Source organism: Mesorhizobium sp. M1182 (genome assembly GCF_040318335.1).
Lineage (GTDB): Bacteria > Pseudomonadota > Alphaproteobacteria > Rhizobiales > Rhizobiaceae > Mesorhizobium.
In genome coordinates this window covers 1-26,375 of sequence record NZ_JAMYMD010000051.1, presented here as the reverse complement: position 1 = coordinate 26,375, position 26,375 = coordinate 1, and the positions used below count along the sequence as shown (strand labels likewise).

At 62.2% G+C, this 26,375-nt stretch carries 31 protein-coding genes and 1 pseudogene; 22 read left to right on the top strand and 10 right to left on the bottom strand.

Annotated features, from left to right (window positions below; genetic code table 11):
* Positions 1 to 222 precede the first annotated feature (222 nt).
* Together NKH33_RS31430 and NKH33_RS31425 are read left to right on the top strand one after the other, a co-directional pair.
* Positions 223 to 2,634, top strand: coding sequence for a phosphoketolase family protein (locus NKH33_RS31430; RefSeq protein ID WP_352923282.1), 2,412 nt, complete (start codon positions 223 to 225; stop codon positions 2,632 to 2,634).
* A complete protein-coding gene (locus NKH33_RS31425; RefSeq protein ID WP_352923279.1) occupies positions 2,634 to 3,815 on the top strand; it encodes an acetate/propionate family kinase in 1,182 nt (393 codons plus the stop codon). Before NKH33_RS31430 ends, NKH33_RS31425 begins: the two co-directional genes overlap by 1 nt.
* A 16-nt stretch (positions 3,816 to 3,831) precedes the next feature.
* Here NKH33_RS31425 and NKH33_RS31420 read toward each other — a convergent pair whose 3' ends face one another.
* On the bottom strand, positions 3,832 to 4,047 hold the full coding sequence (locus NKH33_RS31420) for a KTSC domain-containing protein (RefSeq protein WP_352473055.1): 216 nt from the start codon (positions 4,045 to 4,047) through the stop codon (positions 3,832 to 3,834).
* 111 nt (positions 4,048 to 4,158) lie between these two features.
* Here NKH33_RS31420 and NKH33_RS31415 point away from each other — a divergent pair, with 111 nt between their 5' ends.
* Positions 4,159 to 4,761, top strand: a complete 603-nt coding sequence (locus NKH33_RS31415) for an alpha-ketoglutarate-dependent dioxygenase AlkB (protein WP_352473056.1) — start codon at positions 4,159 to 4,161, stop codon at positions 4,759 to 4,761.
* Between the two features lie 54 nt (positions 4,762 to 4,815).
* Here NKH33_RS31415 and NKH33_RS31410 read toward each other — a convergent pair whose 3' ends face one another.
* A complete protein-coding gene (locus NKH33_RS31410) occupies positions 4,816 to 5,280 on the bottom strand; it encodes an NUDIX hydrolase (RefSeq protein WP_352501155.1) in 465 nt (154 codons plus the stop codon).
* A gap of 119 nt (positions 5,281 to 5,399) precedes the next feature.
* Between NKH33_RS31410 and ku the strand changes: the two genes are divergently transcribed.
* The 4 genes from ku (at position 5,400) to NKH33_RS31390 (ending at position 8,709) form a co-directional block, all read left to right on the top strand.
* The gene (gene ku, locus NKH33_RS31405; protein WP_352539869.1) at positions 5,400 to 6,233 is read left to right on the top strand and encodes a non-homologous end joining protein Ku; all 834 of its coding nucleotides are present in this window, start codon (positions 5,400 to 5,402) and stop codon (positions 6,231 to 6,233) included.
* A gap of 150 nt (positions 6,234 to 6,383) precedes the next feature.
* Positions 6,384 to 7,727 (top strand): PAS domain-containing HWE histidine kinase family protein, encoded by a 1,344-nt coding sequence (locus NKH33_RS31400; RefSeq protein WP_352923293.1) that lies wholly within the window; start codon positions 6,384 to 6,386, stop codon positions 7,725 to 7,727.
* A 75-nt stretch (positions 7,728 to 7,802) separates the two neighbouring features.
* Complete coding sequence (locus tag NKH33_RS31395; protein ID WP_352473062.1) at positions 7,803 to 8,174, top strand: avidin/streptavidin family protein; 372 nt, start codon at positions 7,803 to 7,805, stop codon at positions 8,172 to 8,174.
* 118 nt (positions 8,175 to 8,292) lie between these two features.
* Positions 8,293 to 8,709, top strand: a complete 417-nt coding sequence (locus NKH33_RS31390; RefSeq protein WP_352473064.1) for an HD domain-containing protein — start codon at positions 8,293 to 8,295, stop codon at positions 8,707 to 8,709.
* A gap of 31 nt (positions 8,710 to 8,740) precedes the next feature.
* Here NKH33_RS31390 and NKH33_RS31385 read toward each other — a convergent pair whose 3' ends face one another.
* The gene (locus NKH33_RS31385; RefSeq protein WP_352769276.1) at positions 8,741 to 9,151 is read right to left on the bottom strand and encodes a DUF427 domain-containing protein; all 411 of its coding nucleotides are present in this window, start codon (positions 9,149 to 9,151) and stop codon (positions 8,741 to 8,743) included.
* Positions 9,152 to 9,333: 182 nt separating this feature from the next.
* Here NKH33_RS31385 and NKH33_RS31380 point away from each other — a divergent pair, with 182 nt between their 5' ends.
* The 3 genes from NKH33_RS31380 (at position 9,334) to NKH33_RS31370 (ending at position 12,368) form a co-directional block, all read left to right on the top strand.
* The gene (locus tag NKH33_RS31380) at positions 9,334 to 10,149 is read left to right on the top strand and encodes an endonuclease/exonuclease/phosphatase family protein (RefSeq protein ID WP_502904272.1); all 816 of its coding nucleotides are present in this window, start codon (positions 9,334 to 9,336) and stop codon (positions 10,147 to 10,149) included.
* 63 nt (positions 10,150 to 10,212) lie between these two features.
* On the top strand, positions 10,213 to 11,613 hold the full coding sequence (locus tag NKH33_RS31375) for a phospholipase D family protein (RefSeq protein WP_352923275.1): 1,401 nt from the start codon (positions 10,213 to 10,215) through the stop codon (positions 11,611 to 11,613).
* Between the two features lie 467 nt (positions 11,614 to 12,080).
* A complete protein-coding gene (locus NKH33_RS31370) occupies positions 12,081 to 12,368 on the top strand; it encodes a hypothetical protein (protein WP_352449563.1) in 288 nt (95 codons plus the stop codon).
* Positions 12,369 to 12,427: 59 nt separating this feature from the next.
* Here the strand turns inward: NKH33_RS31370 and NKH33_RS31365 are convergent.
* Positions 12,428 to 12,877: pseudogene (locus NKH33_RS31365) on the bottom strand (cytochrome c3 family protein); the annotation flags it as partial.
* A gap of 202 nt (positions 12,878 to 13,079) precedes the next feature.
* Between NKH33_RS31365 and NKH33_RS31360 the strand changes: the two are divergent.
* From NKH33_RS31360 to NKH33_RS31335, 6 genes are all read left to right on the top strand, one after another.
* Positions 13,080 to 13,403, top strand: a complete 324-nt coding sequence (locus tag NKH33_RS31360) for a hypothetical protein (protein ID WP_352923269.1) — start codon at positions 13,080 to 13,082, stop codon at positions 13,401 to 13,403.
* Between the two features lie 9 nt (positions 13,404 to 13,412).
* The gene (locus tag NKH33_RS31355; protein ID WP_352923266.1) at positions 13,413 to 14,510 is read left to right on the top strand and encodes an FAD-dependent oxidoreductase; all 1,098 of its coding nucleotides are present in this window, start codon (positions 13,413 to 13,415) and stop codon (positions 14,508 to 14,510) included.
* 62 nt (positions 14,511 to 14,572) lie between these two features.
* Positions 14,573 to 15,544 (top strand): SDR family oxidoreductase, encoded by a 972-nt coding sequence (locus NKH33_RS31350; protein WP_352473074.1) that lies wholly within the window; start codon positions 14,573 to 14,575, stop codon positions 15,542 to 15,544.
* 4 nt (positions 15,545 to 15,548) lie between these two features.
* Complete coding sequence (locus NKH33_RS31345) at positions 15,549 to 17,264, top strand: HAD family hydrolase (RefSeq protein ID WP_352923263.1); 1,716 nt, start codon at positions 15,549 to 15,551, stop codon at positions 17,262 to 17,264.
* 105 nt (positions 17,265 to 17,369) lie between these two features.
* A complete protein-coding gene (locus NKH33_RS31340) occupies positions 17,370 to 17,522 on the top strand; it encodes a peptide ABC transporter permease (protein ID WP_352923260.1) in 153 nt (50 codons plus the stop codon).
* Positions 17,523 to 17,546: 24 nt separating this feature from the next.
* Positions 17,547 to 17,990 carry a PPC domain-containing DNA-binding protein gene (locus NKH33_RS31335; protein ID WP_023677099.1) on the top strand — a complete coding sequence of 148 codons (444 nt, stop codon included), beginning with the start codon at positions 17,547 to 17,549 and terminating at the stop codon, positions 17,988 to 17,990.
* A gap of 10 nt (positions 17,991 to 18,000) precedes the next feature.
* Here the strand turns inward: NKH33_RS31335 and NKH33_RS31330 are convergent, their stop codons facing one another.
* Together NKH33_RS31330 and NKH33_RS31325 are read right to left on the bottom strand one after the other, a co-directional pair.
* Complete coding sequence (locus NKH33_RS31330) at positions 18,001 to 19,263, bottom strand: DUF763 domain-containing protein (protein WP_352923258.1); 1,263 nt, start codon at positions 19,261 to 19,263, stop codon at positions 18,001 to 18,003.
* 103 nt (positions 19,264 to 19,366) lie between these two features.
* On the bottom strand, positions 19,367 to 20,071 hold the full coding sequence (locus tag NKH33_RS31325) for an MgtC/SapB family protein (protein ID WP_352473102.1): 705 nt from the start codon (positions 20,069 to 20,071) through the stop codon (positions 19,367 to 19,369).
* A gap of 226 nt (positions 20,072 to 20,297) precedes the next feature.
* Between NKH33_RS31325 and NKH33_RS31320 the strand changes: the two genes are divergently transcribed.
* Together NKH33_RS31320 and NKH33_RS31315 are read left to right on the top strand one after the other, a co-directional pair.
* Positions 20,298 to 20,465: a hypothetical protein gene (locus NKH33_RS31320; protein ID WP_352539857.1), complete on the top strand. Its 168-nt coding sequence runs from the start codon at positions 20,298 to 20,300 to the stop codon at positions 20,463 to 20,465.
* Between the two features lie 30 nt (positions 20,466 to 20,495).
* Positions 20,496 to 21,494: an ATP-dependent DNA ligase gene (locus NKH33_RS31315; protein WP_352923255.1), complete on the top strand. Its 999-nt coding sequence runs from the start codon at positions 20,496 to 20,498 to the stop codon at positions 21,492 to 21,494.
* A gap of 131 nt (positions 21,495 to 21,625) precedes the next feature.
* On the opposite strand, the gene NKH33_RS31310 is transcribed toward NKH33_RS31315, so the two are convergent.
* Positions 21,626 to 22,153 carry a YciE/YciF ferroxidase family protein gene (locus NKH33_RS31310; protein ID WP_352473081.1) on the bottom strand — a complete coding sequence of 176 codons (528 nt, stop codon included), beginning with the start codon at positions 22,151 to 22,153 and terminating at the stop codon, positions 21,626 to 21,628.
* Positions 22,154 to 22,322: 169 nt separating this feature from the next.
* Entirely contained in the window at positions 22,323 to 23,054 is a 732-nt protein-coding gene (locus tag NKH33_RS31305; RefSeq protein WP_352473082.1) for a Crp/Fnr family transcriptional regulator, read from the bottom strand.
* A 500-nt stretch (positions 23,055 to 23,554) separates the two neighbouring features.
* Here NKH33_RS31305 and NKH33_RS31300 point away from each other — a divergent pair, with 500 nt between their 5' ends.
* Positions 23,555 to 23,752 carry a hypothetical protein gene (locus tag NKH33_RS31300; protein ID WP_352449586.1) on the top strand — a complete coding sequence of 66 codons (198 nt, stop codon included), beginning with the start codon at positions 23,555 to 23,557 and terminating at the stop codon, positions 23,750 to 23,752.
* Positions 23,753 to 24,018: 266 nt separating this feature from the next.
* Here NKH33_RS31300 and NKH33_RS31295 read toward each other — a convergent pair whose 3' ends face one another.
* A complete protein-coding gene (locus NKH33_RS31295; protein WP_023677107.1) occupies positions 24,019 to 24,183 on the bottom strand; it encodes a DUF3309 family protein in 165 nt (54 codons plus the stop codon).
* Between the two features lie 183 nt (positions 24,184 to 24,366).
* On the opposite strand from NKH33_RS31295, the gene NKH33_RS31290 reads away from it, so the two are divergent.
* Positions 24,367 to 24,804 carry a hypothetical protein gene (locus NKH33_RS31290; RefSeq protein WP_352539853.1) on the top strand — a complete coding sequence of 146 codons (438 nt, stop codon included), beginning with the start codon at positions 24,367 to 24,369 and terminating at the stop codon, positions 24,802 to 24,804.
* 72 nt (positions 24,805 to 24,876) lie between these two features.
* Here NKH33_RS31290 and NKH33_RS31285 read toward each other — a convergent pair whose 3' ends face one another.
* Positions 24,877 to 25,107, bottom strand: coding sequence for a hypothetical protein (locus tag NKH33_RS31285; protein WP_352923252.1), 231 nt, complete (start codon positions 25,105 to 25,107; stop codon positions 24,877 to 24,879).
* A gap of 288 nt (positions 25,108 to 25,395) precedes the next feature.
* Between NKH33_RS31285 and NKH33_RS31280 the strand changes: the two genes are divergently transcribed.
* Positions 25,396 to 25,917: a DUF4142 domain-containing protein gene (locus tag NKH33_RS31280; protein WP_352539851.1), complete on the top strand. Its 522-nt coding sequence runs from the start codon at positions 25,396 to 25,398 to the stop codon at positions 25,915 to 25,917.
* A gap of 247 nt (positions 25,918 to 26,164) precedes the next feature.
* On the top strand, positions 26,165 to 26,375 hold a 211-nt coding region (locus NKH33_RS31275), incomplete at its 3' end, for a polymerase (protein WP_352923249.1).

The window sequence follows — 26,375 nt, the reverse complement described above, 5'->3', positions numbered from 1 at the left end:
TCGGCGGTCCCCTTGGATTCAAGCAATGCGGTGCATCTTCCTAACCGTTGGCAAGCCCCGAGGTTCCCCAAAAGACCGACCCGCTTTTGTCTGGCGAGGCGCGTTGCAGGATCGACAAGCGGGCGCCGGCCGCGCCGCCCAAACTTATTTCGAGGCAAATCCTTTCTCCGACGCGACGCCACTCCAGATAACGACGGACGAGTGTATTCCGGAGGCATTTCCATGAACGACGAGGCCCGCACCGCTGCGCATACGACCGGCCTTGACCAGATCGATCTGATGGACCGCTACTGGCGCGCCGCGAACTACATCTCGGTTGGCCAGATCTATCTGCTCGACAATCCGCTCTTGCGCGAGCCCTTGCGGCCCGAGCACATCAAGCCGCGGCTGCTCGGCCATTGGGGCACGACGCCGGGCCTCAATTTCATCTATGTGCATCTGAACCGGATTATCCGTGAACGTGGTCTCGATGTCCTGTTCATCTGCGGTCCGGGTCACGGCGGCCCGGCAATGGTCGCGAACACCTGGCTCGAGGGCACCTACAGCGAGATCTATCCCGAGGTCGGCAGGGGCGAAGACGGCCTGCGAAAGCTGTTCCGGCAGTTCTCGTTTCCCGGCGGAGTGCCGAGCCACGCGGCTCCGGAGACGCCCGGCTCGATCCACGAAGGCGGAGAACTCGGCTATGCGCTGGTCCATGCCTTCGGCGCCGCCTTCGACAATCCGAACCTTGTCGTTGCCTGCGTCGTCGGCGACGGCGAGGCCGAGACCGGCCCGCTCGCCGCGGCCTGGCATTCCAACAAGTTCCTGAACCCGGCATCCGATGGTGCCGTCCTGCCGATCCTGCATCTCAACGGCTACAAGATCGCCAGCCCGACGATCCTCGGCCGCATGGAAGACGAGGCGTTGCGCAGCCTGTTCCTCGGCTATGGCTACGAAACCTTTTTTGTCGAAGGTCATGAACCTGCCGCGATGCATCGCGAGATGGCCCGCACGCTCGATACGGTGCTCGACCGGGTCCACTCCATCCAGGAGCCGGCACGAGCCGCGGGCTGGAAGGGAGACCGGCCGCTGTGGCCGATGATCGTGCTGCGCAGCCCAAAGGGCTGGACCGGGCCGAAAGAGGTCGACGGCAGACGAGTCGAGGATTTCTGGCGTTCGCACCAGGTGCCGGTGTCGAATGCACGCGGCGATGCGGCGCACCGCCAGATCCTGGAAGACTGGATGCGCAGTTACGAGCCGGAAAAACTGTTCGACAAAGGCGGCCATCTCCTGGCGGAGCTCGCGGCGCTGGCGCCGACAGGACCAAGACGAATGGGCGCAATCCCCTACGCCAATGGCGGCCTGCTGAAACAGGACCTGGTGCTGCCCGAGTGGAGAGGCCTGGCGCTCGACGTACAGCGTCCCGGCGGCGCTGTCGGAGAGGCGACGCGGACCGTGGGAAGCTATCTTCGCGACGTGATCCGCTTGAACGCCGATGCCAGGAATTTCCGGCTGATGGGACCGGACGAGACGTCCTCCAACCGCCTCGACGACGTGTTCGAGGTTACGGACCGGGTCTGGATGGAGCGGATCGAGCCCTACGACGTCCATCTTTCCCGTGACGGTCGCGTCATGGAAGTGCTCAGCGAGCATCTTTGCCAAGGCTGGCTGGAGGGCTATCTGCTGACCGGCCGCCATGGCCTGTTCTCGTGCTATGAGGCGTTCGTCCACATCGTCGATTCCATGGTCAACCAGCATGCCAAATGGCTGAAGACCTCCGGCGAGCTTGCCTGGCGCAAGCCGATCGCCTCACTCAACTACCTGCTGACCTCGCATGTCTGGCGGCAGGATCATAACGGCTTCAGCCATCAGGACCCGGGCTTTGCCGATTTCGTCGCCAACAAGAAGGCCGACACGGTCAGGCTCTATTTCCCGCCCGACGCCAACACGCTGCTGTGGATCACCGACCATTGCCTGAAAACCTACAACCGCATCAACGTCATCGTCGCCGGCAAGCAGCCGGCGCCGCAATGGCTGTCGGCCGAGGACGCGGAAGCGCACTGCCAGGCCGGCGCCGGCATCTGGGAATGGGCCGGGACGGTTGCCAAGGGCGAAGAACCGGATGTGGTCCTGGCTTGCGCCGGCGACGTGCCGACACTGGAGGCGCTTGCCGCAGCCGACATCCTGCGCTCGGGCATTCCGGACCTGAAGATCCGCGTCGTCAATGTCGTCGACCTGATGATCTTGCAGTCGAATTCCGAGCATCCGCATGGCTTTGCCGACGACAGATTCGACGCACTGTTCACCAGGGCCAAGCCGGTCATCTTCGCCTATCACGGCTACCCCTATCTCATTCACCGTCTGACCTACCGGCGCGCCAATCACGACAACATGCATGTGCACGGCTTTCGCGAGGAAGGCACGACGACGACGCCGTTCGACATGGTCGTACTCAACCAGCTCGACCGCTATCATCTGGCGCTCGCTGCGATCGCGCGCGTGCCGGGGCTGGCCGAGCGGGCGAAGGAGCTTGCCGCGGCGCTGCATGGGAAATTGGCTGAGCATACGGCCTATGTCCGCGAACATGGCGAGGACATGCCCGAGATCCAGAAATGGTCCTGGCCGCAGGACGGCGCGACGAGGGCCGGCGATTGATGCGACGATCGATCCTTGCGTTGAATGCCGGCTCGTCCAGCATCAAGTTCGGACTTTACGACCTTGCAGCGTCCGCCGAGCCGGATCTTGCCTCGCGCGGTTCGCTGGATCTGGGCGATGCGCCAAGGCTGACCGCGAAAGCCGCCGATGGGGAGCTGCAGTGCGATCGGCCACTTGCCGCGGACGCATCACGCGACATGGGCCTCGGCCAGATGCTGCAGTGGATCGAGAACGAACTTGGCGGAAGGAAGTTGATCGCCGCCGGCCATCGCATCGTCCATGGCGGACGCGAGTTCGTCGAACCTGTCCGCCTGACGCCGACAATTATCGAGGCTCTCGACAGGCTGACCCCGCTTGCGCCATTGCACCAGCCACGCAGCCTCGCACCAATCCGGGCGCTTGCCGCGCTGCGGCCCGACCTGCCGCAGGTCGGATGCTTCGACACGGCCTTCCATCGGACCATCGAGCCTCTGGTCAGCCGTTTTGCGCTGCCGCGCCGCTACGAGGCGGACGGCATCCACCGCTACGGCTTTCACGGGCTTTCCTACGAATATGTTGCCGGCCGGCTCAAGCAGATATCGCCCGATCTGGCGGCGAAAAGAACCATCGTCGCCCATCTCGGCAACGGGGCGAGCCTGTGCGCCATGCGCGACGGGCGAAGCGTCGATACGACGATGGGCTTTTCGGCGCTTGATGGCCTGGTCATGGGCACACGCTGCGGCGCCATCGATCCGGGCGTGCTTTTGTACCTGCTGCTGGAAAGAGGCGTTTCCGGAGAGGCGCTGCAAGACATGCTCTACGAGGAATCCGGCCTGCTCGGCGTGTCCGGCATTTCCGGCGACATGCGCACGCTGGAGGCCAGCGACGACCGCCGGGCCCGCGAAGCGGTGGAGCTTTTCGCCTTCCGCGCCGCCAGGGAAGTTGCCGCCCTCGCCAACACGCTGGGCGGGCTGGAATGCCTGGTGTTCACCGGCGGCATCGGCGAGCACTCGGCCACGGCCCGTAAAGCGATTTGCGACAGGCTTGACTGGCTCGGCGTGGCGATCGACGAGGCCGCCAACAGCTCTCATGCCGCGCTGATGAGCCAGGCGGAGAGCAAAGTGGAAGTCCGCATCGTCGCGACCGACGAGGAAGGTGTGATCGCCCGCCACACGCGCAAGGTGATGGAGGGGCCCGGCTGAGGCGGATGGCCTCGGCTCAGCTCGAATGGCTCTGCTCGACCAGATGGTATTTGTACCGGTCGCGAATATGCGCGTTGAAGAACCGGCCCTTCGACGAGGCTTTGCGGAATGCCGCGTGGACCTGCGGCGGCACGTCCTCGTAATCATAGCGGTTTCCGCTCGGGACGAACCATACGGAGAGTACCCTCGTCGCCGGCTGGTAATCGATGCTTCTGATCGCAGTTGAAGGCATTCTCAACAGGTCCAATCCACGCCGTCGTGTGAATAACCCTGCACGGAGAGCGAGGTTCCTTCCTGCCGAAGTAGCCTTGCCGCTACGGGCCGGCTTCACCAAATACGGTTGATGCCACCGCTCAAGACATCGGCTGCAGCCCGCCAGGGCGATCTCTTTGCCGCCGCCGACGACCTGCCGGAAGGATTCCGCTACCAGCCCGAACTGATCACGCCGGACGAGGAGGCAGCGTTGGCGAGCCAGCTCGCAACCCTGCCTTTTCAGCCCTTCGACTTCTATGGCCATCTGGCAAACCGGCGGGTGGTCGGTTTTGGGCAGCGTTATGATTACGACCGGGGCGAAGTCGTCGAGGCGCCGCCAATACCCGGCTTTCTGCTGCCGCTCAGGGAAAAGGTTGCAGCCTTTGCCCGCTTGCCCGCCGAAACCTTCGTGCAGGTGCTGATCAACGAGTACCGGCCGGGCGCCGGTATCGGCTGGCACCGCGACAAGCCTCATTTCGAGGCGGTCGCCGGCGTTTCGCTGCTGGCCGCCTGCAGCTTCCGCCTGCGCCGGAAAAACGGCACGCGATGGGACCGCAAGACGGTCACCGTCGATCCAAGATCGGCCTATCTGATGACGGGTGCTGCGCGCAACGAATGGGAGCACAGCATTCCGCCGGTTGCCGAGCACCGCTATTCGATCACGTTGCGCACGCTGCGGCCGCAACGCGCTTAAAGCAGAGCGGGAGCAAGCCCGAGCACTGCCCTTAAGAACTGGGCTGAAACAAATTCATCCGTCGCCATGCCGACCGGCAAACTCCGCCAGCATGGCGCGCTGGCCTTTCAGGATCTTGAGGTTGGCTTCAGGCAGGGAGAACCAGCCCGCTCTGTCGACTTCGGCAAATTCCTTCATCGAGCCGGACCTTGGCGGCCATTCCATGACGAAGGTGTTGCTGTTGATGGCGTCGCTGTCGAAATCCGCCTCGACGCACCATGCGATGACGAGCTTGCCGCCCGGCTGCCTGTAGCTGCCAAGGTGTTCGAAAACGCCATCGATGGCGACGCCTAGCTCCTCTTCGGCCTCGCGTTTTGCTGCCGCCAGGTCGTCCTCGTTCTCGTCGACCAAGCCCTTCGGGATCGACCATGCGCCGTCGTCCTTCTTCGCCCAGAATGGTCCGCCCGGATGCACCAGCAAGACCTGGAGATGTCCTTCCCTTCGGCGAAAGATGAGCAATCCTGCGCTGCGTTGGGCCATCCCGCTATTCCCCTGACGAAACTGAAACGAACGTCCGGGCCGGCATATGGAACAGCCTGCCATGGCGGAACGATTTCGGCTCGCAGCCGTTCCGTCCGTTCGACAAATGAGTGATCGACATGGCGACGCCGCGAGCTGCCTGGAAGGGCTTTATGAAAGTCGGATCGGTTTCCTGTGGCGTCAAGATCATCGGCGCCGTCAGCGAGGCCGAGAAAGTGCATTTCAGGATCCTGAACCGCAAGGACGGTCTCCCGGTCAAGAGCGCTTATATCGACGAGGAGACCGGCGACACGGTCGAGGCGGCGGAGCAGGTAAAAGGCTATGAGGTCGAAAAGGGCGAGTTCATCCATATAGAGCCGGACGAAATCAAGAAACTGAAGATGGTATCGCAGCATACGCTCGAGATCGGCGAGTTCGTGCCCGCCGCCGAAATCGACGCACGCTACCTCGAAAAACCCTATTATCTGGTTCCGGCCGACGCGCCCTCCACGGAGGCTTTCGCGGTGATCCGGGACGCCATGGCCAGGAAGAAAGTGGCAGCCCGCTCCTGCGTCGTGCTGTACCAGCGTGGCCGAGAGGTGCTGATCCAGCCGCTTGGCAAGGGCATGGTAATGACGGAACTACGCAACCACAATGAAGTGGTCGCGGCGGACGCGGTGTTCGAAGGGCTGAAGGCTCGCAAGGTCGATCCCGAGATGCTGGAAATCGCGCAACTGCTGATCGACAAGAAGCCGGCCAAATTCGACCCGTCGAAGTTCGAAGACACTTATGAACAGGCGCTGGTTGCGATGATCGACGCCAAGCGCAAGGGCAAGAAACCGCCCAAGCCGGCACCCGAGCCGAGGACGAACGTCGTCAATCTCGCCGATGTTCTGCGCAAGAGCCTGGCGCAGGAGGGCGGCAAGGCTCCGAACAAAAGTCCGAGGGCGGCGGCGAAACGCAAATCGGCCTGAATGTCCGAAAGCAGATCGAACGGAACCGAAAACACTCGCGCGCATTTAGATGACGTAGCAATCCGTCGGCAATCCAAGCGGAGCGGGGGACTGGTGGACGTCGTTGAACTAAGGACTGGCGGAATCCCGCAAGTTTCTTCCGCCGATCTGATGCAGGCGTTGCCTGTGGCTGTCTACACCACCGACAGACAGGGCTACATCACCTTCTTCAACGAAGCCGCTGCCGATCTCTGGGGATATCGTCCGGTTATCGGCCAGGATCGCTGGTGCGGGTCATGGAAACTTCGCCACCTCGACGGGCGACCGATGGCGCATGACGAGTGTCCAATGGCCGTTGCCTTGCTCGAGGAGCGGGACGTTCGTGGGGGCCGAGCCATCGCCGAGCGGCCGGACGGCCAACTCATCCCGTTCAGTGCGCATCCGGTCCTGCTTCGCAATGAAGCGGGCGAGGTTGTCGGCGCCATCAACACCCTGCTCGACCTGCGCGTGCAGACGCTGGCCGACGACGCCGGCATAAGGCTCGCCGCCATCGTCGAATCCTCGATGGACGCCATCGTGTCCAAAGACCTGAACGGCATTATCACCAGCTGGAACGACGCGGCACAACGCCTGTTCGGCTATACGCCCGCCGAGGCGATCGGGCGCCCGGTGACGATCCTCATCCCGCCCGACCACCTGGATGAGGAAGCCATGATCATCAGCCGCATTCGCGCCGGCGAACGGATTCCTTCATACGAGACTATCCGGCAGCGCAAGGACGGCACCCTGGTTCCGGTTTCGCTCACCATCTCGCCGATACGCGACGGCATCGGGCGTATCATCGGCGCCTCCAAGATCGCGCGCGACATCAGCCCGCACAAGGAGAGCGAACGGCGCATCCGCACACTCATGCGCGAAGTGAACCACCGCGTCAAAAACCAATATTCGGTGATCGTCTCGATGATCCGCGAGACCAGCAAGCTGGCGGGGACGCCAGAGGCTTTCCTTTCACAGGTCCGGGAACGCATCATGGCGCTATCGGAATCGCACGATCTGCTGGTCGATGCCGAATGGCGTGGGGCGACTATCGGCGAATTGATCCATGCCCAGACCAAGGCCTTCGCGACACAGGCCCGTCTGTCGATGAGCGGGCCGATGATCATGCTGCAGCCGAACGCGGTGCAATATCTCGGCATTGCCTTTCACGAGCTGGCCACGAATTCGGTAAAGCACGGAGCGCTGTCGCACCATGACGGACGGGTCGAGGTCGAATGGACCGTGACGCCAGCCGCCGACGGCAGCGATGGCTTCCGCTTTGTCTGGCGGGAACTGGACGGGCCATTGGTGGATGAAAACACGCGACGCGGGTTCGGAACGGTTGTGCTCAAACGCGTCACGCCGCAGGCGCTCAGCGGCACCGGCCGCCTGGAATTCGCCAGGCACGGCATCACCTGGACGCTGGAAGCGCCGCTACGCTTCGTGCAGATGTCGACGGCTGGCATCGCGGCTGATTGAAGGCCGCTTCACCGGCCGCGGCTTGGCGGCCGTGTGGCAGCACAATCCCCATGGAGGCAATCAGGAGGAGCAGCGATGAGTTGGCTGGGCATCTGGCAAAACCAGTACGGGTCGGTGGTCGAACTGACCAGCGAAGAGGGCGGACGGATCAACGGAACCTTCAGGACGGCGCTGGAGGACAGCGCCTTTTTCGGCATGACGTTGCCGCTGTTGGGAGCCTGCCATGGAGATGTCATCGGCTTCACTTGCGCGGCCGAAGGGCGGGTCGGAGCCGCAGCGGTGAGCTATACCGGCATTCTCAGGGATGGGAAGCTGGAGATGCTGTGGCACACCGTTGCGGATGCCGCTTTGTCGGCGGAAAAGGAAGGTGCCCCGGCCCGAGCCAGGAAACTGCCCGCCTGGCGCGCCTTTGGAACCAGCCTCGACAGTTTTGAACGCGTGTCCTGACGCGTCGCGCCCGCCGCTCGCAAGTGAGGCAGCAGGGTGCCGCGGCGCGTAGGAACTCGCACCGACGATGGCGCGTTGGTGCGCCAGGACATGCTCTGTTCGTTACGGGGTCGACCCAATGAGCGTGCTTTATCGCGCAGCGAAAATCGCCGAACAGGCTCATGCCGGGCAGACGGACAAGACAGGGCGGCCATATATCGAACATTGCCGCCGGCTCGTCGATGCCGTCGAAACGCTCGACCAGAAAGCTATCGCCTATCTTCACGACGTCATCGAAAAAGGCGACGGCTGGAACCGCGACCGGCTTGAGGCGGCCGGGTTCGGGCCGTCCATCGTGTCTGCCGTCGACGCCATGACGCGGCTGCCGAACGAGGACGATGCCGCGTTCGTTCGCAGGGCTGCGGCCAACCCGCTGGCGTTGCCTGTCAAGCGCGCCGATCTTGCCGACAATCTATGGCAGGCACGGCAGATCGGGGCCTCGACGGCGAAATACGAAGACGGCCTGCGCATCCTCAGAGAAGAGTTCGCGAGCTGACGGACCGCTGGCGGCTGTCGCCGATGTGGGTCTACTCGGTGACGTGCGGTGTGTGCCGCTTGTCTTCCGCGGGATCGGCCTCGATCCGCGCCCTGCCGGGATCGAACGCACCGTGGCGGGCGATCGCCAATGCCGGGGTGTCGGGCGTCTCGTAGGCCCACATGAAGTCTTCTGCCGACGAACCGACCGCATGAACCCGCCAATAGCTTGCCGTGCCCTTCAGCGGGCTGTGGCTCGTCGTGTTCGTCTTCTCCAGAAGGTCGAAATAGATGTCCTCGAAGGGTATGTAGAAAACAGGATCATGGCCGTCTTCATAGAGCAGCTTTGCCCGCTCGCTCGACGCAATAATGGCATCGGAGAACCGGACGGTCACGGTTCCATCGAACGGGACAATCCTGAGCGGGCCTGGGCGGGGGGCGGAATCTGCGGCTAAGGACTGCATTCGACTTCTCCGTTGACTGCGCTGCCTTTCCGAAACGTGTTGTTGCCCGTCAGGGTTCCAGACCGCCGGCGCGCCGAGCCCGGATGGTGGAACGGTTCTGCAAGGTCGTCGTTGTTTCAGACCTCCGCACGCGCCATAATCGCAATGGCCGCCACTCACCGACTCAACAGCAAATGGATAACATGCTGGATCGATCGCCTACCCTTCCAAGGTCGCTTGGCGCTGCGCTGCGAAGGGAAGTGCCGCGGTTTACGGCACCCGGCAATGAAATTTCGTGCACCACGGTCGCATCCTACAACGTGCACAAATGCGTCGGCACCGACGGCAGGTTCGATCCGGAGCGGGTCGCGGCCGTGGTTAAGGAACTCGACGCCGACATCATTGCTTTGCAGGAGGCCGACGAAAGAACCGGAAGCAGGCAGGGATTGCTGGATCTCGCGGCGCTCGAGCGGGACAGCGACCTCGTCCCCACCCATGTCCCGGAAAACCGCCGCAGCCATGGCTGGCACGGAAATCTGATCCTGGCGCGGCGCGGCGTGGTCGAAAGCGTGAACCAGATCCGGCTGCCCGGCCTCGAGCCGCGCGGCGCGGTCATCGCGGACCTGGAGCTGAAGGGCGTCTCGCTCAGGATCATAGCCGCGCATTTCGGCTTGCTGCGGCGCTCGCGCTCGCAGCAAGTCAACGCACTTGTCGAAGCCACGCACCCGGTTCTGCGGCCAACAATCCTGCTCGGCGACCTCAACGAATGGCGCGTCCGCAACAGGTCTTCGCTGCTGGCCCTGCTGCCGCATTTCGGTCCGATCGATGCGGTTCTGCCGAGCTTTCCGTCGCGCTTTCCGCTGTTTGCGCTCGACCGCATCCTGGCCAGGCCGCCGCACCTGATTTCCAGCATCGAGGTGCACAAGACGCCGCTGGCGCAGCGGGCTTCCGATCATCTGCCGATCAAGGCCCGGCTGAACCTGGACGCGATACGGCAGCCGCGGCTGCAACCAGAATGAACCTGAAGGGTTGTTAGTCAGATTTCAGACGGTTTGCTTCGCTGATGTTTATCGGTGCACTTCATGGATACAGCCATCTCGCGGTTTGCCCGGGACAAGATCGCTGCCGGCAATAGCGGGCTGCTGCTGATCGCCGACAATTATGACGCGTTTGCCGCGCGAATCCTTGCTGCGCGCAGTGCCACAAGCAGCCTCGACCTGATGTACTATCTCTGGCACGACGACCATAGCGGCCGGCTGCTGATGCAGGAGGTCGTCAAGGCGGCGGAGCGCGGTGTCCGCGTCCGCATGCTGCTGGACGATATCAATCCGCGCAACAGCGACGCTGCTTACCTGGCGCTCAACAGCTACAAGAACATCGAGCTGAGGCTGTTCAACCCCAGCGGCATGAGGAACGGCAGCATCTTTCGCTCGCTGGAGATGGTCGCCCGGCTGTTTGCGATGACCCGCCGCATGCACAACAAGGCCTGGATCGCCGATGAGGGCTTGGCCATCGTCGGCGGAAGAAATATCGGCGATGCCTATTTCGACGCTGCGGAGACGAATTTTCGCGATCTCGACCTGTTGCTTCTCGGTCCTGCCGTAGGGCAGACGATGCAGATATTCGAGGCGTTCTGGAATTGCGAGGCGGCAAAGCCGATCCAGCTGCTCAACCCGGCTGCGGTGGTCTCGCGCGCCGATTTCCTCGACAATCTCGATGCGACAGCAGACGGCCAGCTTTTGAACAGCCTCAGTGCCTGGCGCACGATCACGGAGTTCATTGCAGCGCACAGCGACGTCTGCTGGACCAAAGACGTTCGCGTCATTTCCGATCCGCCGGAAAAGGTGCGCGGCAAGCGGCGCAGGAACTGGCTGACCAAAGAGCTGCTTCCCGCTATCGCGGCGACCAGGCAGCGCCTCGAAATCATCTCGCCCTATTTCATCCCCAGCCGCACCGGGTTGGCCATCCTGTCGAAGCTGGTGGATCGTGGCGCCAAGGTTGCAATCCTGACCAACTCGCTCGCCGCGACGGACGTCGCCGCCGTGCACGGCGCCTATGCCAAATGCCGCCGCAAGCTGCTTAAAAAAGGTATCCAGCTTTTCGAATTGCAGCCCTTCGACCGCCAGGCCAACATTTCCGTTTTCGGTTCAAAGGGAGCCAGCCTCCACACCAAGGCCTTCACGGTCGACGATACGCTCGGGTTTGTCGGCTCCTTCAATTTCGATCCGCGTTCGGTGTCGTTGAATGCGGAAATGGGCGTGCTTTTCCATGATACCAATCTGGTGATGGAGTTGCGCCGGCTGTTCGAGCACGAAAAGTCACCGCAGACGAGCTATCAGCTGGTCCTGGACAAAGGCGCCTTGCGGTGGCTCGGCATGGCGGATGGCGAGATGCGGCAATATTCGCGTGAACCGGAGGCCAGTCTCTATCGGCGCATCGTTGCAGCGCTGGTCGGGTGCCTGCCGATCGAATCGCAATTGTAGAAGCGACGGATTTGTCGGAACGGAACTCTTTGTCGGAACGGAACTCGGGGATCACGAGTTGTAACCCGTGTCCGGAGCATGCCGATGAAGACCACGATATACAGTTTTCTTGCTGAGCTCTTGCCGTTCTGGATGGCGCATAAACGCAAAATGCGCGCCGACCGCGCCGCCGAGTGGCCGGCACGACCGGCTGCTGCGGATGACGCTGTTCGGCCGTCAGGCGATCCTAATCGAGCAGAACCGGCGCGGCGGCGCAATACGTCCTAAGGGCAGAATGATCCCGCTCCGACTGTCTGGCTAGCCGCATTTCCGCGACGCCGATAATCCCATTTGGCTGCAGAAGCTCTATCCCCTACTGCGATCACGCTATCGTCAAGTATCGCTATTCGAAATCCGGCGTTGCCAAGCATCCATTTCGCAGCACGTACGTTAATGTGCACTACAGGTTGCCGCTATAGGTGAGCGCCATGAGTGATAGTGCGATAGAATTCTTGCAGGACTGGATCCACGAAAACGTTCATGTGCCGCCGCCTCCGATCAAGCTTGAAAGGGAGGCGGAAATCCTCGCCAGGGAATGCAAGGAAGAGGCTGCCGATGCCGGCGTACCCATCGAAGACATCGAGGAAGAGGTCGGCGACCTCAAGGACCTGCTCGTCGCCAAGCTTGAAGACGCAGCCGAGGACGAGGCCCGGCAACTCAACGGCCACGGCCAAAAGATTTCTACGCTGGCGGCCGGGCAAAAGCGGGCCGTATGAGGCCGGTCCGAGCGCAGGCAAGGCATCACGAGGTGCGCCGCTTCGGCCTATTGTCCGATCATGTCGTCGACCTCGCCGTGGCACGTCTCGCAGGCGACGCCTTTAGCGATATGGATCGAATGATTGAAATAGACGAAGTCGGGGACACTGTTCACCCGCTGCCACTGCAATGGCTGCCCGGAGGCAAGGCTTGCCCGTACCGGCGCCAGCATGTTCGCGTTGGTGAAAAGCTGCGAATGGCAGGTCATGCACACCTCGGTCGCCGGCAGACCCGCCGATGACGAAGTCTCGACGCCGCTATGGCAATAACGGCAATCGACGCCAAGCTCGCCGACATGGTGCCTGTGGCTGAACGGCACTGGTTGCGCCAACGGCCGGCCAACGCCGGTGACGAAGTCCGAACGCAGGATGGCGGTGCCACCGAGAGCCGCAAAGATCGCCATGAAACACGCGCCCCACAGAGCGAAGCGTGAAATGCCGTTGGCGCTCCTCGAAAAGACCTGCGGCATTCCCTCGCCGATTTCGCATCCAGCAAACCGTATTCACCCCCCAAAACCCTAACTGCGGCTGCGTGGGTAAGTTCCGGCTGGAGCAGCGGAGATCACAGAATGGTTACCCCGCCCTGGCCCATCAGGTCGGGCTGACCGGAAACCATCGAACCGTCCGTGCGTTCGGATGCGGGTCACGTTTTGTTTCACCCGGATAAGCATCATGACCATCCCCGACCCCCATCCCATGCGCCGCCGGTCCGGCATTGCCTTCTGGTGGACGATGTTCGTCGGCGCGCTGCTGACGATCCTCGGCCTGCTGATCGGAGGGGGCGGTGCCTGGTTGATTGCGCTGGGCGGATCCTGGTATTACCTGCCCGCCGGGATCGCCCTGCTGGCCGCCGGCAGCCTGCTGCTTGCCGGCAATGCCGCCGGTGTATGGCTTTATGTCCTGATCTGGCTGGCGACCCTCGCACCCGGCAGCCACCATTTCATGGAGACCAGGATCGGCGACGCCATCATTGCCTACGCACTGCCAAAAAGCTGACGCCCGACGATGACGGCTTCGCGGGACGCTTCCATCCTGATCGTCGGCGCCGGCCCGACCGGGCTGACGGCGGCAGTCGAACTGGCAAGGCGCGGCATTGCACCTCGCATCATCGACCGCAAGGAAGGCCCTACGCCGCTCGCCAAGGCGGTCGGCATCAGTTCGCACAGCCTCGACATCCTTGAACCGTCCAAAGTCGCTGCCCGATTGCTCGCCGAAGGATTGACAATTCGCCGAGCCCGTTTCTACTTCGAAGGACGAGCGCTCGGCGAGATCGATTTCTCGATCCTGCCGCACCGCCATAATTTCCTGCTGTCGCTGCCGCAGCGCGATACCGAATCGCTGATGACCGATACGCTCAAGGGATTTGGCGTCGACGTCGAATGGCGAAGCACATTTGTCGGCATGGCCGAGCACAAAGACCGGGCCGAGGTGCGGATCGAGGCGCCCGACGGCCCTGACGAGGCAAGTTTCGACCTTGTCTTCGGAGCCGACGGTGCGCAAAGCACGGTGCGTGATGCCATGGGCATCGGCTTCGATGGCTACACGCATCGGCGGCAATGGAGCATTGCCGACGCCGACATCGACGATTGGCCCTATGAGCCGATGGCCGCCCACGCATTTCTTCACAGGAACGGCGACGTCGGTTTTATCATCCCGATCGGCGAGAAGCGCTATCGCGCGGTTTCAAACAGCGAGGATGCGTTGGCGCGCATCCCCGGCAATTACCGGATCACGCGGTTGTTGCGGGCCGACCGCTTCCATATTCCGGTACGACAGGCGCCGCGCTATCAAACCGCATGCGTCTTCCTGGGAGGCGATGCCGCGCATGTGCATTCGCCGCTGGGCGCGCGCGGCATGAATCTCGGCATCGAGGACGCCGCGTCATTCGCCAGGCGTTTCGTCGACGGCACGCTTGCCGGCTACACAAGCGAACGCCACCCGGTGGGGCAACGGTGGATCACGCTCAGCGAGCGCATCCTGTCGCTGGCCCAATCGGACAACGGCATCATGCAAGGCGTCAGGAACGCAGCCTTCAGCGTCGTCGGCCATCTGCCGCTGCTGCAACGGCCGCTGCTGGAGCGTGTCGCCGGGCTCAAGGAATGACGTGGTCGCATAAACCTTTTCGCCGGACATGCGTTGTTGGGTTTCAAGCCAGGGAGATGACCATGCAGATGAAATCGGAAGTCGCCGGCGAGGCCGCCAAGCAACGGCACATCCAGCGCCGGATCGACGAGAAGGACAAGTCCAAATCCAATGGCAGGCAAAAAGGCGCCATGCAGGCCGGTGCCCGCAAATATCCCGAGCCGCCCTTCCCCGAGCAGCACCAGCCGAAGCCGGGGCATGAATGGGCGATCGAGCCGGCGCCGCTTTACGATGCGCCGTACTATATCGGATCGAAAAAGCTCGACGGCAAAGTGGCCGTCATTACCGGCGGCGATTCAGGCATCGGCCGTGCGGTGGCCGTGCTCTATGCGCGTGAAGGCGCCGATGTGGCGATCGTCTATCTCTCGGAGGATAGGGACGCCAGAGATACCAAAAGGGCCGTCGAAGCGGAAGGCCGGCGCTGCATCCTGATCAAGGCCGACGTCAGCGAACGCAACCACTGCCACAACGCGGTGGCTGAGATCGTGCAGGAGTTTGGGCGGATCGACGTGCTGGTCAACAACGCCGCTTTCCAGATCCACTCCAGCGATTTCAGCGAGCTGACCGAGGAGCATTTCGACACGACGCTGAAGACCAACCTCTACGGCTATTTCCACATGGCGCAGGAGGCCGTGCCGCACATGAAACCCGGTTCGGCGATCATCAATACCGGTTCAGTGACCGGCATCGAGGGCTCGAAGCAACTGGTCGATTACTCCATGACCAAGGGCGGCATTCATGCCTTCACCCGCGCGCTCTCGGGCAACCTTGTCGAGAAGGGCATAAGGGTCAACGCCGTGGCGCCAGGCCCGGTTTGGACGCCGCTCAACCCCTCGGACAAGGAAGCCGGCGATGTTTCGAAATTTGGCGCTGATACGCCGATGAAACGGCCGGCCCAGCCGGAGGAGATCGCGCCGGCCTACGTGTTCCTCGCCTCGCCGCACTGCTCGAGCTACATCACCGGCGAGATATTGCCGATCGTGGGCGGCTATTGACGGCATGTATTTCATTGCCCTGGCCACTGACTATGACGGCACGCTGGCGCATGAAGGGATCGTTGCCGAGAAGACGCTTGCGGCGCTTGAACGCTTCAAGAAGAGCGGCCGCAAACTCATTCTCGTCACCGGGCGCGAGCTGCCCGACCTCAAGCGCGTCTTTCCCGAAGCCGCGATTTTCGACAAGGTGGTCGCCGAAAACGGCGCGCTGATCTACACGCCGGCCAGCGAGGAGGAGCGGACGATATCTCCGCCGCCCGCCCCCGAGTTCATCGCCAAACTCAGGAAACGCGGTGTCAAACCGCTTTCGGTCGGACGCTCGATCGTCGCAACCTGGGAACCGCATCAGGCTACCGCGCTCGAGGTCATCAAGAAATTGGGGCTGGAGCTGGAAATCATCTTCAACAAGGGCGCGGTGATGATCCTGCCCAGCGGCATCAACAAGGCGACCGGGCTGACAGCTGCGCTTCAGGACCTCAGACTGTCGCCGCACAACGTCGTCGGTGTCGGCGACGCCGAAAACGACCACGCCTTCCTGCGCGCCTGCGGCTTCAGCGTGGCCGTCGACAACGCACTGCCGGCAGTCAAGGATACGGCGGATCTCGTGACACGCGGCGCGCGCGGAAAAGGCGTCGAGGAACTGATCGCCAAGGTGGTGGAGCGCGATCGCGAGCTTGTGCCGAGCCGCGACGGCATTGTGCTTGGCTCGGAGAATGGCAAGGAGGTGTATCTGTCGCCAACCGATACGGTGCTGATCGCCGGCAGCTCCGGCATCGGCAAATCGACCCTGGCGACCGCACTGACGGAGCGCTTCGTCGAGAGAAAGTTCCAGTTCTGCATCTTCGATCCGGAAGGCGACTATGACGGCCTCGAAGGCGCCGTCCGGCTGGGCGACGGCTCGAACGCGCCGACGAAGACGCAACTGCTCGATCTCCTGGAGAAGCCGGACAACAATCTGGTCGTCAATGGCCTGGCGCTGCGCGTTAACGAGCGGCCGGACTTCTTTGCCGACCTGTTGCCGGGCCTTGGCGGTGTTCGCTTCCGCACGGCACGACCACACTGGCTGATCATCGACGAGGCGCATCACCTCTTGCCGAAGCGGCGCGACGACACGCCAATGGTGCTGGCCATGGAATTGCCGGGCACGATCCTGATCACGGTTCATCCGGACGCGATCTCAACCGAGGCATTGCGGCTGGTCACCGCCGTCATCGCACTCGGCCCCAAGGCGAAAAAGGTCATCAAGACGTTCTGTCACGAGACCGGCACCGAACCGCCAAAGGACAAGGACCTGAACTCTCCAAAAGACGAGCGCGTGCTGTTCTGGCGGCCGCAGGCGCGCAAGAAACCTGCCATGGTCGAGCCGATCGAACCGCGGCAGTCGCTCAAGCGCCACAGCCGCAAATATGCCGAGGGCCAGCTGGACGAGAAGGGCAGCTTCTATTTCCGCGGCCCCGACAATGCGATGAACCTCCGCGCCCATAATCTGATGATTTTCGCCCAGATCGCCGAGGGCATCGACGACAGGACCTGGGAACATCATTTGCGCGCCGGCGACTATTCCGAATGGTTTCGCCACCAGATCAGGGACAAGGAACTGGCGCGCGAAACCGCCGAAGCGGAGAAAGACGGCACACTTTCGGCGCAGGAGAGCCGCAACCACATCCTGGACGCAGTGCGCCGCCGCTATACCGCGCCCGCCACCGCGCCAAAGGAATAGCTGCAACGGCGCCCCGCCGTGGAACCTCATCCGCCAAACGAGATTGTGTTCTATCGGGCGCCAGATCCATTCAATGCCGAATAATGCCCCGGAAGGAGACGATGGATGAGCAGCGACCGGGACAAGAATGGTCCTGTCTTTTCGGCGGAGCAGGTGCGGCAGGGCGAGATCATCCTGCGGACGCGGGCGCGCCGGATCATTTTCATCGGCGGCCTGGTGGGTCTCGTCTTGCTGGCATTGCTGGTTTGGTGGATTTGAATTCCTCACGGCTGGAGCAAGATCATGAAATCACAGCTTGTCGCCGAAAGCGCCGGACAGAGAACGTTCGTCGTTGTGCTTGATCCCGGCGAAGAGGCGTTTGCGCAGCTGACGTCATTTGCGGTCGACCGTGGCGTCGGCGGCGCGTCGCTGACCGCGCTCGGCGCTTTCGAAAGTGCAACCGTCGGCTGGTTCGACCCTGGAGAAAGGACCTACCGGAAAATCCCCGTCCGGGAACAGTGTGAAGTGCTGAGCGCGATCGGCGATGTTGCCATCGGCGACGACGGCAGGCCCAGCTTGCACGTCCACGCAGTCCTTGGATTGAGTGACGGCACCACGAGGGGCGGTCATCTGCTGGACGGCATCGTGCGGCCGACGCTCGAGGTCACATTGGTGGAGACGCCTGGCCATCTGCGCCGCAGGCACCGTCCCGAACTCGGCGTCGCCCTGATCGACTTGGAGGCTTGATCCGAGCCGATCACTTCGTTGATTTGACTGCGGCCGTTTCGGGTACGACCTCCCAACCGAAGACGCTGCGGCCGCCGAGCAGATGCGATTGCTCGAACTCCCCGGCGACTATTTCCTTCAGGCTTGGGCCGGTGACATAGCGCTCGACCTGCCTCGACTGGTCGTCCAGCCGCCGCAACGCGCCGATCTCTTCGTCACGGCCGAGCCTGGCCTTCTGGACAGCCGACTTCAGCACGCCGATCGTCTCGTCATAGACCTTCAGCGGCACGGGGAACGGGTGCCTGTCCTTACCGCCATGCGCCAGCGAGAAACGGCCTGGATCGGAAAAACGGCACGGCGCGCCATGCACGACTTCGGCGACCAGCGCCAGCGCCCGCACCGCGCGCGCGCCGACATTGGGCACGAGGAGAAGCCCGGCGAAATCTGTCGGGCCGCGCTCGGCCGCCGCGGCGATGTTGCCGTGCAGGCGGCGCATGACGACATCGCTTTCGCGCACATCGTGGTGCGCCGGCATCACCAGATGCGGCAGCAGCTTTTGTGCCGGCTCCGGCGCTGGCGCCGAACCCCGCTCCAAAGCGGCAAGCTCCCTCACGATGCGATCCGGTCCAAGGCCGTGCAGAAGGTCCAGTTGTCCCTGGCGCGACGCTTCGGCGCGGCGGTCGGTCAGGTTGACGATCTCGCCCTGATTGGCGCCCTCGATGGCAGCATGCGGCTGGTCGACAAAGCTCTTCAGGCCCTCGGACAGCCAGTGATAGCGGCGCGCCACCTTGCTGTCGCCGTTCATGCCTTGCTGCACCACCACCCAGTTGCCGTCATCGGTGACGATGAAGCCGTGCAGATAGAGATCGAAACCGTCCTGGACCGCGGCGCTGTCCACCTTGGCGACAAGCCGGCTGGCAGTCGCCAGGCCTTGCCCGTCGAGGCCGACACGCTCGCCGATCAGGGCAAGCTCGTGCGGGGTCTTGCGCGAATGCGCGCCGCGGCCGCCGCAAACGTGGATGCCGAGCTCGCCGGAGAGCGGCGACAGACCGCGCTTCAACGCTCCGACGACGCTGGTGGTGATGCCGGAGGAATGCCAGTCCATCCCCATCACGGCGCCAAAAGACTGGAACCAGAACGGATGCGCCAGCCGGCGCAGCAATTCATCGCGGCCGTAATGGTGGATGATCGCCTCGCACATGACCGCGCCAAGCCGCGTCATGCGGTCGCCGAGCCATTTCGGCACGCGCCCGCCGTGAAGTGGGAGATCAGCACTTCCCGATCGCTGTGCCACGGTCTTTTGCTTGCTCCTTGAGTCCTGCCTCGACAGATAGGTATCGAAAGGGGTGTGGAGAAGCTATGGCCTGATTCATGCCGCGATCGTTGCAAGCCGCCAGCTAGCGGGCAGGTTCGCTGAGGAGATCAAACTTCTGGATCTCGCAATGCTCGCCCACCGATTCCAGCAGATCCATTGGCGGTGCCCCAGTGTCCGGCCGCCTCCAACTGATCTCGAACGAGAAAACAGGGTCTTTGAGATCCGGGCGCCTCTCTATCGCGACGAGGCGTGCCCGGTAGCCAAGCGGCCCGATCATCGTATCGAGTTCCTGTCGGGCTGCGGCCTTCCAGGTCAGTGCCAACTGGGCATGGTGTTCGCGCGACATTCGAAGGTCCACCCATTTCAGGACCAGCAAGGTGGCCAGCGTCAGCGCCGTGCCGGCCGCGCCCAAGCCGTATTGGCCACCACCGAAAGCCAATCCGATCGCCGTCATCACCCACAACGTGGCGGCCGTGGTGACGCCGCTGACAAGATTGCCCCGGCGAAGAATGGCGCCACCGCCGATAAAGCCGACGCCGGTCAACACGCCCAGCGGAAAGCGCAAGACGTCCATCGATGCAAACGAATCCGGGTGCTTGCCAACGGTCTCGAGCAGAATACTGGCCTGGATCATTGTGATGGCGGCGGCCAATCCGACCAGCACGGTGGTGCGTAGCCCCGCCGCGTGCCCGCGCGCCTCGCGGTTGAGGCCTATCAACAGGCCGGCGAGCGCGGTCAGAAGCAGTCGTGCCGCGATGTCCTGCCAGACCGGAACAACGAGGAGCATCGCGGTCACCCGTCAGGCCAAGCGCTGCTGGCCAGGAATAGCGCCATGGTCAAAGCGAACAAGGGCAAGAGCGTCTTCATCGCAAATTCTTTTCGTCGATAAGCAACAAACGATGCGCCTGGATTTTGGTTGCGCCGCCGACGATTCACTCCGGCGATTGGCAGCGGCGGAACAAAACCTTCGCCCCGCGGGTTGGTGGGTTCACGCCAACGAAGGATTTGCAGTCATGGTCCGCTTGCTGCTTGCTGGAGCCGTCGCTTATCTGGCCTATCGCATCACCAAGGAGATCGGTGGGTCCGGCGAGGTCGATCCGCTGTCGCCTTCGCCCGAGCAAACCGGCCGCAAGGCGCCGAGGCGGCAGAGCGGGGCACAGAGGAATGGCCGACGGCGGTAGCGAATGCCGTAGCGGCGGCGCGGACCAGCCATGACCGCATTTCCGTTGCCGCTCGACCTTCGTCCGATGGAAGCCAAAGCCGCCGATGCAATCCCTGGCGGCGACGGGCTTTGGCAATACGAGCCGAAATGGGACGGGTTTCGCTGCCTCGTGTTCAAGGGCGACGATGCCGTCGATCTGCGTGCAAAATCGGGCAAGCCGCTTGGCCGCTATTTTCCCGAACTGGTCGCGGTGCTGCGCGATGTGAGCTCGCGACGGTTTGTTGCCGACGGCGAGATTGTCATCGAGGTCGACGGATCGTCCTCGTTCGAGGCCCTGCAAATGCGCCTCCATCCCGCCGAAAGCAGGATCCGCAAATTAAGCCTCGAGACGCCCGCCATGCTGATCCTGTTCGATATGCTGGCCGAGCCCGGCGGCAGGATCATCATCGAAGAGCCTCTCACCACCAGGAGGCAGGCGATTGGGGCCTTGGTCGCGTCGGCGGCACGGCCCCAACTGCACCTGTCCAAATATACGCACGACGCCGCCACCGCCGAGCGCTGGCTGCAGGGCGCCGGCCACGGCTCGACCGACGGTGTTGTTGCAAAACTGATCGCCGGGCCATACCGGCCCGGCGAGCGCGCCATGGTCAAGGTCAAGCGGCTGCGCACTGCGGATTGCGTGGTCGGCGGCTTTCGCTATCTCGCCGGCAGCAACGAAGTCGGATCACTGCTGCTCGGCCTCTACAATAACGAAGGCAGGCTGGATCATGTCGGATTCACCTCGACCATCGGCAAGGACGACAGGGCGGCGCTGACCAGACGGCTGGAAAAACTGCGGGCCAAACCAGGTTTCACCGGCAAGGCACCGGGCGGACCAAGCCGCTGGAGCACGGAGCGGAGCGGACAATGGGAACCGATAAAGCCTGAACTGGTGGTCGAGGTTCGGTTCGACCATGTGACAGGCGACCGGTTCCGGCACGGAACCAAGCTGTTGCGCTGGCGGCCGGACAAGGAGCCGCGGCAATGCACGTTCGAGCAGATCGAGTAAGTCCGATCCGAGACACCGCTTCAAGGCGCTTGCTGCCCGCTCTACCGTTCATGACGGACCAATGCATCATTTCACCGGTTCGCCGCGGCCAACCGAGCCTTGGCAACCAAGGCTCGGTTGCGGTTTTGAAATCAGGCGGCTTCCTGCATGGCGCGCTCATTGACGCCGCTTTCGCCGAGCTTGGAAAGCGCTTCGTCGGTCGCGATCTCTTCCTTGAGAGTTGCCCTGAGCAGCTCGACAACGTCGCTCTTGCCAAGTTCTTCCGCCCACGCGATCAAAGTGCCGTAGCGAGCGATCTCGTAATGTTCGACAGACTGCGCTGCGCCGACAAGTCCGGCGTCGAGTGCAGGAGCACCATTATACTCCTCGAGCATTTCCGAGCCCTCTTCGATGATGCCGTCAATCGCCGGACAGGTTTTGCCGCGGGCCGGCTTGCCGAATTTGTCGAACACCTCCTCGAGGCGGTCGACATGTCCTTCGGTTTCCATGCGGTGTTTCTCGAAGGCGGCGGTCACTTCTTCCGACTCCGCGCCCTTGGCCATTTTGGGCAGCGCTTTCAGTATCTTCTTCTCGGCGTAGTAGAGGTCTTTGAGCCCGTCGAGGAACAGATCCTCAAGGCCCTTGCTTGCCGCCTTCGCGGCCTTTTTCGTAGTCGCCATGATCCTCTCCCGAATGGTTGGTGCCGCCTCGCAAAGTGGAGGCGTCCGATAACCCTCCGACGGGAAACAAGTTCCCTGACGGTCCGGCAGCTTTGCAAATTTTTCCGACCCGCCGTGTGGTGTCGCAGGGGCCTTCGACCTGCGGCAGCAATCGGCCAGAAAAGCGCCGTCAGCGCTCGCCGATATGCTCGACCAGGCGGGTATATTCGGCCTCGGCCAAGCCGTAGCCGCCATCCGCCAGTGCGACGAGACCATCGCGATCGCGGATGATAATTTCGCCGCGGCGGGACCGGATGAGCCCTCGCCCCTCGAGCAGCTGCAGCGCGACCGTTACACCCGGGCGCCTTACGCCAAGCATGATCGACAGGAATTCGTGCGTGATCGTCAGCCGGCCGCCGTCCACCCGATCGTCACACATGAGAAGCCAGCGCGCCAGCCGGTCTTCAAGTTTCGATCGCGCGTTGACCAGCGCGGTATAGCCAGTCTGGACATGCAGATATTGCACGTAGCGCAGCAAGAACAGCCGCAGCGTCGGGCTTTGCGTCAGCGCCGCCTTGAACGGCTCGGCGTCGATCCTGGCAGCTTCTCCCGCCAGCTGCACATAGCAATCATGGACCGTACGGTCGTCGCCCATTATCAGGGCCGAGCCGGTCATACCTTCCAAGCCGACAAGGCCAACTTCCGCATCGCTGCCGTTCGGCATTTTCGCAACCACCGAACCGATGCCGTCCTCGAGGAAATAAATGGCCTCGATCGGCGATCCGGACACTTCGAGCGATTGCCGTAACTCCAGCGAACAGCGCTCGATGTGCGGCTCGAGAGATGCGAAATCGCCGGCGCTCATTCGGCGCAACAGCTTGTTTTTGTACGGATTTTTATTGGAATTTGCTGGATCAGACATAGCTGGGCCCAAAACAGGGCAAGAGCCTTTTTATCTCCCAGCCGTCCGCGCCCGGTATAACCTGCGGACGATAACGCTTATATAAGCACTGAAAGGTATGGAGCCTACTAAATAAAAAAATGAATCGATGCACGGCAGTTTCTCCTGCCGCTTGCCTACGAAAACATCCGACTGAAAGTTAGAGTTGGAAACGTACCAAAGTCGGTTTGGTACGAAAACGACAATTGAGATCGCCGGGCTCGAAAAGAGCCCGTCGCGAGGGATGCAACGGGCTCCATTCGGGCGTCGTGGGCTACGCCCAGTGATCCAATGAGGGGTGGGTTGGATCGCAGCAACAATGCAGGTGCAAGGCAGTCGTTCCCAAACTGTCTGCTTGGTAATTTCCGTACATTGAGTTTGGACGAGAGCGGCGCTAATTGAATTGGAGTCGTCCACACAGGCACGGCGAGTGGACGCTTGAAAGACGCTTCGCGCTTTCGCCCTTTTCAAGGGAGGATGGCATGCCGATGCAAGGTGCAGCAACTCCAGCCGAACTGAGCGTGCTGAGAAAAGCGCTCGACGACTGCTGCCGCGAGTTGGGTGTTGCGGACGACAGTCCTGTCCGCGAGCGGTTGGCAGCCCGTATCATGTCGCTGTTCAACGAGGGTGTGCTCAACGCCGATCTGAAAGAAGCGCTGGCCGCCGATCGCCAACAATAAGCTGCTGCTATGGTGGCGTCCTCGGCGCCGAAAGGTTCGGCACCGAGTCGCCCTTTCTAGCCAGGGTCCCGGTTTGCCAAGGATCTTGGAAATCTAGTCTTTTCACGACAAAACGCCCGGCGCTAATTACCAAGCGGCAGGCGTTTTTGTCGCGAGCGTGACACTAACGCGTGTCGCGTTTGGCCGGCCTCATGCGACGCGCTTTAGCTTCCTGTTTTATGCATGTCGTTATCACAAAACCGCTGCACACTTTTGCACGACATGCATCAAATGCGCCCAAGCAGGACCAGGATAATGACGATAAGCAGCACCAAGCCGAGGCCGCCACCACCGTAATAGCCCGTGCCATAGAACGGTCCGCCGCCCAAGCCGCTGAAGCCGCCAAGCAAGGCAAGGACCAAGATGATGATGAGAATGGTTCCAAGGCCCATGATGTCTGCTCTCCTTGTTTGCGCTGCCGCCATTCGCATCAGCGCGTCGCATTGTACAAAGGTATGAACTCACAAGGAGCATTCCTGTTCCGGCGGGACGGTAAGGCGTACGCTCATGCGGCGAGCAAAATGCCGGGCCGGGCCGTCAGAAAAGTCCACGGATGCATGCCCGCGGAGAATGGCATGGCGGCCGCCTTGAACACCCAAGAACATGCTGAAATTCATGGGGAATTTGTCGGAACCTTCGCCCGCCCGAACGGTTGTTTTCGTAGTCGCAACGCGACGACCCTCGTAAAAAGGAGAAGCATCATGCTCACGAAAATTCTCGCAGCTTCGGCGCTTACGATCGGTCTGGCCACGTCAGCGATGGCCCAGAACGTCGGCGATCCCTCCGGAGCTGCTGCCGACGGCAGCGGGCGGACGATAGTAGTCCCGGATAATGGCGGCCCTGACACCGGCACGGATTCGACCATCACCAACAGCATTCGCGATTTCTCAACGACGAATTCGAATGCCGACCGGAATTGCCCACCAGGCCCGCAGGGGGCTCTGCCCGACGCGACCGGCAAGTCTCCGGGCACGATGGCGCCGACGGTGAACGACAACCACTGCGGCAAGTAAGCGCCCGGTTTATCATAGTCTGTGATGAGGCTGCGGAGCGTACGCTCCGCAGCTGTATTGAAAATCGGCCGTCTAACGGCAGCGGTGGTCGAAGCTGACCGCGATATCCCGACCGTCCAGCGCCCGAACGATGAAGCCAACCAGTTCCTCGTCGGTTTGCCGGAACCCGGGAAAGCGTTTGCGCAAATCGGCTATGACGACAGTGGTCGAGAGAATGTCGCCCGAATTGTAGTCGGCCATGACGATATGAACGGCTTTGTCGGTATCAATACCGATTCCAAGCGGCGACTTGATCTGCCCCACGGAAGCCTCCACCCATCTGTCCCGGCAGACGATAGCAAGACTGCGGCAAAGCGAAAGAGCTTGTACGATTCCGTACGGTCCTACGGGTTGCGTTGCACTTTGCAGGACCCAGCCGGCGTCCTCTATTTTTGTATTTTTGTGTTATCCAAATCATTTGTTTGGCTCGCGGCGGCTGTGGCCACTGCGACCAGGCAACCTCGTCGCAGCTTCCGCGTTGAGCCATCGGAGGGATGACATCAGCCTCGGAGAACCCCCATGAAAACGCTTCTATCCATCACTGCGGCAGCGATGATGGCCGGCGCGCCTTTGGCTGTTTTTGCCCAATCGGCGACGCTGACGCCGCTGACGACCGACACCATGAGCAAGGTTGACACCGCGACATTCGTCAAGACCGTGCCCATCGCCAATACATTTGAAATCGAATCGAGCCGACTTGCGCAGACGCAGGCGACGGCTGACGATGTGAAGGCCTTCGCGGCGCAAATGGTCACGGACCATACCAAGGCCGGCGAGGACTTCAAGGCGGCGCTCAGCAGGGGGCAGACGACTTCGGCCACCGCGCCGGCCGGCCCGTCGCTGGACACCAAGCACCAAGCGCTGCTCGATCAACTCAAGGAGGCCAGCGGGGACAGTTTCCAATCGAAATATATCGACATGCAGACCCAGGCGCATAAAGAAGCGGTGGCGCTGTTTTCCGCTTACGCGAATTCCGGCGACGATCCGGCGATGAAGGAGTTTGCCAAGAAGACGCTGCCGGTGCTGCAAATGCACGAACGTCACGTCAAGGACCTCGCTGCCGCACATCAATGAGAGCGAAGAGTGCCTTTTGCAAACGAAAGGCCGCCCCACACACGGCCTGTGTGACGCGGCTGTCGTCCGGCCACACGGCCGGGAACAAAGCACCGAGAGTGCCGTTATTTACCCGGCTTGTTCGGGGAGGATCCAATGGAAGGCGGCGTTCGCGGGGCGTCAAGGATAGTAGCGCCGGCTTTCGGCGCCGTCCTGGTCGCCGCTGTCACAGGCTGAAATCGCTTTCCGAACGGGACAGGCTGCCTTCATGCGCTACGGCGAGATATTTGCAAATGTTACGGCACTCATGTTGCTGGCCTTGATGATTGGCGGCGTCTTCGTCCTGTTTGGAGAGCCGCTGTGGCCGCGGCACTACGCGAGAATGGTGCTGGTTACGGATATCGATGCCATGACCACCGCGTCAGTCCGAACAAGCTGCCTGCCCAGTCCCTGCCTGCCCGACACCATCGATCATACCG